We start from the raw sequence: 1,968 nt of genomic DNA, 5'->3' as shown, positions 1-1,968 counted from the left end.
CGTGCAGTCAGCCCAGTGGATCCAGGGGCGGATGAATGGAAGATGCTGTGGCGCGATCATGCCAACATCAGGACAACGTTCGAATATCTCAAAAACGCTTGTGACAATTTCCGGTGAGCCCAGAAGATGCTGCCAGAGGAACTGCCGCCAGTCCCGTAATCCGTCCTCATGACCGGATCGCTTGGTATGAATGTGCAGAACGTAGTCGTATGCCAGATGCTCTTGGTTCATCAGCCCGATTTTCGGGTAGATGTCGCGGCCGCGATTGGCGGTGATAGTGGTCTTTAGACGACGAATCCTCGGGTGGCTCTGAAAGCGCTCGTTGAGCAAGACGGCTTTCTCGCCGGTGTCCGTCGTGAAATGGATATCGACCAAAACCGGCAGATTGCGCAGTTGCAGGTCGATAGCGTCCGCCAATTCCTGCACATAGTAGGCGTGAAAAAAGACAGCTATCCTGCGTTCGGGCGGCACCAACTTCGGCCGATAGCCAAAGGGCACAACAAGCGACGTGTTTTGGGGCACCGGGAAAAGTTCGGCGTCTGACGGCACCGGTTTCGCCAACTGCCGCCATTCCCGGAAGACGCAAGACAGTTTCAAGGCTCGCCCCTCCTTGCAGGCCGATCCGGCTCGGGAAAAGGCACCGATGGGCGATGCAGGATTAAACAGCGGGAAGGGTGTGCGTCGCTCCCCGCCTTTGGCCTGAATTCACAATCGACATCGGGATTGAACGCCACGATCTAACCTCCGCCGCACACTGCACTGTTTGTGCAAAAGCGCTAATGAAAGTCAGATCACATGTAGCCAGGAAAAGGGACGGTCCCCCCAAAAAAAGTCGTGCTCCATTCCGACACAACACTGCCAGCCCTCACTGAGGGACTCTTCCTATGCGCACGCGTCATGTCATTGCCCCCACGCTGTCACTGATGAGGAGCGCATCCCGCTGAGCCCTTGCTACCTGATAGAGGGGGCCGCCGCCCGCTTGACTTAAGCGGCGCGTCGCTGAGCGGGGTGGAGACCTGAACGGGATCGACGAGGGTCGACGGCGGTCACGATGCTGTGGTGGTGATCGCAATAGACGCGATCCGCCGAAGTTGGCCCAGCACAGAACCGATAACCGCCGGGCACCGACCGGTCTTCGCTTACCGGGAAGCGGCACTGATAGACGCCTAGCTGAATGAGGGGGACGTCTTTCGAAATTGGTCTGACATTTTCAGGCATAGTTTTTCAGGTTCCTGGTTCATAGCCATTGCCGGCTGACGGCCGCTATGCGACCGCGTCAAAGCGAGCTTCTCTCGTTTTGGAGGGCTGTGGATCACCATATGGTGTCGATCGCAGCGTCAATGAAGCCCGAAACCCTGCTTTCGCAAGCCAATCATTGCGACTTAAGGCCACACTGGCTGCTGGGAGGGCGGGCTGCGGGAGCGAGTACATTTTGTCAGCAGACAGTGCGGTCGCGTCCCGGAGCATCTCTTCGAACCGTTGCGCCGGTGCTATGGTGTGCCTGCATGATCAGACAGCAGGGATATGAGGCATGCCCGAAATCACACGCCGTACACTTCTTGCGTTCACCGCCGTGGCCTCGGTCATTGAACCGACATTTGCCGAAGCGGAAGGAGCCTCACCCGAATTGCGGGCGCTGATCGGAGCCCATGAAGCCAGCTATGTCGAGCTTCACAGGGTTGTTCATCAAGCGGGCAGCAGCAGCCACGAACGCAAGAGGGCAGACCGGGTCGAACAGGAAGCATTGCTTGCCATCTGCTCCTATCCCGCGATCAGCCGAGGCGACCGCCGGGCCAAGGCCGATTACCTGTTGACCGCCGAGGCTCGGGGCGAACTCGACCTGGAAGAGCACATGCAGGCCATCCTGCACTCGATGAAGCGCTGATCGCGGGTCGACCGGCGTAGGGCAGAGTTTGGCCCCATCGACAGGAGTTCATGCGCGGCGACTATCTCGCCGCCTTCCATTGC

The 1,968-nt window shown here is 58.6% G+C and carries 3 protein-coding genes; 1 reads left to right on the top strand and 2 read right to left on the bottom strand.

Annotated features, from left to right (window positions below; translation table 11 throughout):
• Positions 1-597, bottom strand: a 597-nt coding sequence (locus EN914_RS33620; RefSeq protein ID WP_245497908.1) for a rhamnan synthesis F family protein, incomplete at its 3' end; no start/stop codon positions are given.
• Between the two features lie 387 nt (positions 598-984).
• Entirely contained in the window at positions 985-1,218 is a 234-nt protein-coding gene (locus EN914_RS40210) for a GcrA family cell cycle regulator (RefSeq protein WP_127219003.1), read from the bottom strand.
• 313 nt (positions 1,219-1,531) lie between these two features.
• Between EN914_RS40210 and EN914_RS33610 the strand changes: the two genes are divergently transcribed.
• Entirely contained in the window at positions 1,532-1,885 is a 354-nt protein-coding gene (locus EN914_RS33610; protein WP_024503289.1) for a hypothetical protein, read from the top strand.
• Positions 1,886-1,968 lie beyond the last annotated feature (83 nt).

It is taken from the genome of Mesorhizobium sp. M7A.F.Ca.CA.001.08.2.1 (genome assembly GCF_003998455.1).
Taxonomy (GTDB): Bacteria; Pseudomonadota; Alphaproteobacteria; order Rhizobiales; family Rhizobiaceae; genus Mesorhizobium; species Mesorhizobium ciceri.
The sequence above is the reverse complement of the archived record's forward strand: the minus strand, read 5'-3'. Positions and strand labels throughout refer to the sequence as shown.

What these genes read in the sequence shown, in the direction of transcription:
- EN914_RS33610 (WP_024503289.1), top strand. Translation starts at nt 1,532, where the DNA reads ATGCCCGAAATCACACGCCGTACACTTCTTGCGTTCACCGCCGTGGCC.
- EN914_RS40210 (WP_127219003.1), bottom strand. Translation starts at nt 1,218, where the DNA reads ATGCCTGAAAATGTCAGACCAATTTCGAAAGACGTCCCCCTCATTCAG.